Raw genomic sequence first — 5,984 nt, forward strand, 5'->3', positions numbered from 1 at the left:
TACGGCGGGGTGGATAAAAAAACCATCACTAATTTGGAAAGGTGGCAGAGTCCGGTTTAATGCAACGGTCTTGAAAACCGTCGGGTGTCAAAATCCCGTGGGCTCGAATCCCGCCATTTTCACCCTTGTAGCTCAGTTGGATAGAGCATCCGCCTTCTAAGCGGATGGTCGCTGGTTCGAATCCAGCCGAGGGTGCCAATTTTTTTCGCAAGCTAACAAAAAGACTAGATGCCAAGTCGTTAGCTTGCTTTTTTTTGCGCAAAAAAAATGGCATTCAATGATGCCATTTCTCAAACACGCAAGTTTTCAACGAACACCTGAAACCAAATACCCTACATCAAACCCTGCCGTCGCTAAGTTCTGTAATGCGCGATAGTTGGGGTGAGAAGCACCAATTTTCCAGTTTTGTATTGTTGCTTCTGACACGCCTGCAATCTTAGACAAGTGCGCATGGCGCATTTTAAGCCGCACTAATTCAATGTGAAGATAATCTGCGAAGCAACACGCAGACTCAACACCAACCAACACTTCATTGTCTGCAAAGTTAGCTTTACCACGCAGCGGGCTACCTATGCGCACAGGAATGGTGATATTATGTCGTCTGATAAACGCGCGTAGGTTGTCGCTATCAACACCCAGACGTTCAGCACGTTCACTAGACGTGTCAAACGGGTGCTTGTCAATGTCATCAAGCACCATGCTAACAGTCAGCTTTTTAGGCTGTACAAGACCATGGTTTTTTGTTTCTTTTGCAACCACCATATTTCACCTCACACAGGAAAAACCTTAGCTTTCGAACGCCTTTCTAAAATACTGCTCAAACATGTGTAGTCTTATTTGTGGTGTATTGGCATGCTGCCATTTGATTTTCTCAAAATTCGCAGTGATATAGCTGTAGGCTTTATCAGACAACATCTCGATTTCTTCATCACTTGCCGTAACCTTCCAAGCCTTCCAAGCACTCTCAAGTGCTTGTTTTTCCGCTTGGATGATTGCTTCCGCTTTAGTCTGCTCTTGAGCTTCTTTAACAAATTTGTCCACCACGGATTTAGCAAACCAACCAGACGGTTTGTAATTTAACCGCTTAAGCATTTCAACGTATTTTTGCTGCTCCAAAGGATGTTCCAGCACACGTTTAACATCTTGAGCATCTAAGCCTTCAATTTGCGCTATCTTGTCGGCAAACATATCCAGTTGAGCACTTGTCATCTTAAAATGCTTCCACTCATCTTTTTTGGCGACTTTTGGTTTGGGTTCGTCAGCGTTATCGACACCAAACCATGCACCAATTACACTTCGCCCAGACAAATCATAATCAACCCTAATTCGTAATGGCGTGTGTTTTTGAATGTCCTTAATGCCGGCATCGATCACATAGCGCTTAAAGTCGTGCGTTTTTTCATAACGGTTTGTACAGTCAAATTTTTCACGCAGGTATTTGAGCGTATAGTAGACATCCATTGGGCCTACATCGCCCTGATACTCTTTAACATGCCGTCTGGTTTCTTTGGTAGCACTCAAAACCAAACCTAATAAGACTATGCCATAACCACCAAGTTTAGTAATCCAATCTTTTTGGTATTTTGTATATGGGTTCATTTGATCGAAAATACATAGCATTTCGATCACATCATCCAACAAGTGAATATCAACACAACCTTCACCGGCGCGATATTCAGCCTTGCCCACCCAGCTGATAGCAACTTCAGTGCCTTTTGACATCCTGCCATTTTTGGATTGAGACTTAGCAGAAGGGACAAGGCGACCATCTGTTTCGAAGTTCCAAAAGTAAAATACTTTGCCATGTAGGGATTTGGATACGCCTTTCAGAAATTCGTATCTTTTACTACGGCTAAGACCGTAAAAGTCCCCAAAGTCCGCTGCACTAATACGAAACACTTTTTGTCTTGGGTTGGCTTCAACTGCACCACGAACCAGTGTAGCAAGCATTAACACCAAGCGACGTTCATTTAAGTCCAAGCGACTAATTGCATGAATCATGCGTTTTTGCATAACAACAAATTTGTCGCTATACACTCTGCCGTACTTATCCTTTGTTGGCACAATTGCTTTTTCATCTTCGTTATCTATTTCTTGGTATTGCACCCCTTCTTGCTCTTCATCAAGAAAATTTTCTGTAGGTAGGACATCATATTCGCGCGTATCATCTATCGCAATAGGCATATCTTCAATCAATGCGTGAACATCTTCAGCGCTTCCGCTTTGTAGTGAATCGTATTGCCGTGCAAGATTATGCGAGTTACCAAAAGTCATTTCCGCATCGCTGGCTGTAAGTGCAGCAGAGTCTATCGATTGCTTGTTTCTGTCTTTGATATATTTTTCAAATTCTGCCATTTGTTCAGGCGAGAATTTTTCCAAAAAATCAGCAAAAAGCTCTAATGATTTAGTGTCGGTCATAGCTATGCGGTAAGTCTAGGTACAATTCCGCAATATTGTAATTCAGGGTTAGCTAATATGCAAGCTATTCTTCCAAAATGTGTAAAAGTGAGAAACCATAGCAAGCCTTGTAACACGGGCATTTGTACCCAAAACTTCCGCCTTAGAGCTCCTATTTTTTCCGTAATTTATATGCAAAAATGCGCCCTATTTTTCCGTAACATTGCTCCTAAATTTCACGCAATTATACCAAATTTTGCACCCCAATTTTCCACATTTATACTCCTGTATTTTCCGCAATATTGCTCCATATTTTTCCTTAATAGGGTGTAAATCAGCTCCCAATTTTTCCACATATATAAGTCCTTTATCTTCCGTATTGTCTACAAATTCACTCCTTTTATTTCCGCATAACGCTAAATAATTATATCCCTATGCTTCCGCATTATCGCACCCAAGGTTTCCGTATACATATCCCTTATTTTCCTTGTTATTGCAATTTCAAATCACCCAAATCTTCCTTATAAATACTCCTTTTGGTTCCGCAAAAGCAAAACAAATACCCTTCAATTCCGCCAAAGCACCATTTTTTACCGCCATTAACGCCTTTTGATTCCGTAGATTTTCCCCATTTTTACCGCAAACAACCATCAACTTTTCCGCAAATTAACCCCTTTTTTACCGCATATTTAGCTTAATTTTTAAGACAAATGTTTGATTTTTAATTGATTTTTACAACAGTTCATCAATTAAGTTCTTAAGTTCTTAAATCTCAATAATATTTAAAAGAACATCCTTTTTTAATATTTCTACATTAAAAATGAAGTAAAATGTAACAAATGCACAATTTGTTGTGTATTTATTACATAGGTTTTTTTGAGAAAGTAGGTGTATAATTCAATGCGTAAAGTTCAGGTAATGAACGAGCAAACTCTATACACAACTTAAACATTGAGGTGCACCAATGACTAGACAGACCTATAGAAACATCTTCATTCCAAACAGACAAAACACTTTTGTCGGTACTACCCCACTATCAAAAAAACACACTGAACTGATGGCAATCTGTCAAACGATGGATTTCAACGCACTAGCACGGCTGGATACTGAAGTTCTTTTAAGCGCTGCAACAGATCCACGTTTTGCAGGCAAACAAAACTTACAATCCGCTTATGCTTATCATATTGAAAAATTGTTTGAAACTTTGCTGAACGAAAAATATGGTGAGATTGCTCTAGCTCTACTAAGACCGACTTACAATGGCTTCTTTCCACCATCCGCCACTGCATATGAATTTAGCAATGTGTCTTTAACATTAGAATTTGAAAATTGTAGTCAATTTGTCAAAGCTGTCCAAATCTTCGAAGAATTTAACGAAATTATGGATTTTGATGAAAAAATTTCACTGCGCGGCTGGGGAGAAACACGGACTGGACGTATACCAATGTCGCATGAAGCCATGAACCTGTTTCATGTGTATTGCGATCTATTGGTTCAAATCGAACTTATGCTGCATGAAAAACGCTATCAAGAACTCGTAGACATGGCCGAAGGTGTTGTCGCTGTCGCTTCTACGCTAAGTCTTGATTACGGCAAATTCTTAAATCCTGAACATTTAGAGAGAATTTTAAATGCCTTGCTGACTAAAGCTGCGCGCTACAGTCGTGTAGAAATGCAAGGACGCACCAATATCTTGCCGTTTTCTTTTGTTGGCATTAGCTTTAAAGTCAAAGGCATTGAAATCGTAGCAGACCCAGAAGACGAAGATGATTTCGATGAAGATGAAGCGTCCTAAACTTAGTGCAGGCGTGCAGCCGATATTGTTTTTGGACCAAATCAATTATGCAATTTATCGTTAATTCTTGGTACTGGATGTTGTCATGGATGATGACACTGTACTGTCTATTGATTCTTATCGGTTTTACAGCGCAGGCTTTATACCCTTCTGCTGGCTTAGTTTTAATCGCCATGCTGCTATATGTGCCTAGTGTACGTAAGCGCATGGTGCGGTTATGTAATAGTCGTTGGTTGTCGCAAAGTCGCTTGAACATCAGCGGCTTCACGGTCGCTTTAGTTGCAACCATTCTGTTTGTTACAGCCACTGCCCTAGCCATGCCTTGATTACAGACAGGCTAACGCCCGCAGGGGTTTGGGTATTTCATTTTTCTGTTTTGATTTCCTTTAGCTATCATTGTTGTGAGCGGTGGAAAAGCCAGCTCAATAGGCTTTTTTTGGAGTAAAAAACAATGAAAACACTATTCGTACTAGCTGTGCTTGCCCTATCAGGCTGTGCAACCATGGACACTAACTGTAATAGCTCTATCCGCTTTGGCGACATCACCAAAAAGCTGGAAACGCCAGATTTTCGCGTGGACTGTCGTGCTAGACGATGATAAACTAAGGAAGTGCGGAATGGGAAAACTGAACTCGTGCTTGATGACGATGTAGCAGCGTTTGTCTCAACCATTGGCGAGCGTGCAGCCAATGAGTGTTTGGAACACCTGCCGATGTTTGTACAACAAAACAAACCATTGAAATTTGCAAACACGCTGTTCCGATTTTTCTCAAATCTACAAGGTTTGCTTAAGCCTTCCCACCAAGAAAGAGCAGCGCACTTGCCAAATTTTTGAGTGAGCGTGCGCACAAATCTGCCAAGTTCTGTGCTAAGATAGGCAAGTATTTTATTCATAACTACCAAACAGGAGTACCTTATGCTAAGAAACGTAGCACCTTTTGAAAATGTGCGCGTCACAAAAGATGGCGTGCATGTGTCGGATATTTATCGTGGCATTGAGCTGATTATGCAGCTGCCTTATGACTATTACACCAGCGTCCATCGTTGGTTTGATGGTGAAGAGTGGCATACATTAGACAACCATAAAGACGATGAGTACATCGATGAAATTCAAATGCACTGTGATTGGATTAAGGGTGATATTCTCATCATGCGCTTATCTTATGCAGCGGGTGAGCAGTTTGAAAGCTACACGGTTGAGCAGATTGATGGTAAAAACGTTTATACCGTAAACACTGGGGCTAAATACATTTTTAGTGTAGAAAAGCAGACTTACATTCCTTATGAACCAAAAGAAAGCGCACCAGTTCAAGAGCCAGAACTTCCATTGAATGCGCCACAATCAAACACGAATGCTGCCAAGAATGAAGCGGTACTAGAAGGTACAGAATTGGCGAAGTGGTATTATGCTAAAGGCGGCAAGCCAACCACTTGTATCGTCAGCATTCTTAATTTTACTGGGCATTTTAAATACTGCCGAGATGTGCGCTTGGTTCTTAATATTAGTCAGTCAGCTGAGTATTTCGGTCATGGTGTTGATTCAGAAGCACACTACTGGAAATCATTTTTTATCTGCAACCAGCATGGCGAAATCCTAAACTTTGAGCAGGTCAAGCAGATGCTGATTGATCAGGGTATTGACGTGTAGGCTAAGCAAACGTTGTTAGGTTGGTGAAAAGAAGGTGTGAGAGCCTTCTTTTTTATTTGCAATTTATCGTTTATCGGTATACAATATAAATAACCAATCAACAGTAACCAGTGATGATTAAAAGTTTGGCTATTTTCAAAACCC

Annotated in this window: 5 protein-coding genes and 1 tRNA gene; 4 read left to right on the forward strand and 2 right to left on the reverse strand. The window is 40.8% G+C overall.

Annotated features, from left to right (window positions below):
* Positions 1-121 precede the first annotated feature (121 nt).
* Positions 122-198: transfer RNA gene (locus B0181_RS11355), tRNA-Arg, on the forward strand.
* Positions 199-306: 108 nt separating this feature from the next.
* Here the strand turns inward: B0181_RS11355 and B0181_RS11360 are convergent.
* Together B0181_RS11360 and B0181_RS11365 are read right to left on the reverse strand one after the other, a co-directional pair.
* On the reverse strand, positions 307-762 hold the full coding sequence (locus B0181_RS11360) for a helix-turn-helix domain-containing protein (RefSeq protein WP_078277606.1): 456 nt from the start codon (positions 760-762) through the stop codon (positions 307-309).
* Positions 763-786: 24 nt separating this feature from the next.
* Positions 787-2,418, reverse strand: a complete 1,632-nt coding sequence (locus tag B0181_RS11365) for a replication initiation protein (RefSeq protein WP_078277607.1) — start codon at positions 2,416-2,418, stop codon at positions 787-789.
* Positions 2,419-3,361: 943 nt separating this feature from the next.
* Between B0181_RS11365 and B0181_RS11370 the strand changes: the two genes are divergently transcribed.
* The 3 genes from B0181_RS11370 to B0181_RS11380 all read left to right on the forward strand — a co-directional run bounded on the left by B0181_RS11370 (position 3,362) and on the right by B0181_RS11380 (position 5,840).
* A complete protein-coding gene (locus B0181_RS11370; protein ID WP_133141543.1) occupies positions 3,362-4,192 on the forward strand; it encodes a hypothetical protein in 831 nt (276 codons plus the stop codon).
* Positions 4,193-4,643: 451 nt separating this feature from the next.
* Complete coding sequence (locus tag B0181_RS12180) at positions 4,644-4,790, forward strand: hypothetical protein (protein ID WP_158078978.1); 147 nt, start codon at positions 4,644-4,646, stop codon at positions 4,788-4,790.
* Positions 4,791-5,108: 318 nt separating this feature from the next.
* Positions 5,109-5,840 carry a hypothetical protein gene (locus B0181_RS11380; protein ID WP_078277610.1) on the forward strand — a complete coding sequence of 244 codons (732 nt, stop codon included), beginning with the start codon at positions 5,109-5,111 and terminating at the stop codon, positions 5,838-5,840.
* The last annotated feature ends 144 nt before the right edge of the window (positions 5,841-5,984 follow it).

The sequence above is a fragment of the Moraxella caviae genome (assembly GCF_002014985.1).
Lineage (GTDB): Bacteria > Pseudomonadota > Gammaproteobacteria > Pseudomonadales > Moraxellaceae > Moraxella > Moraxella caviae.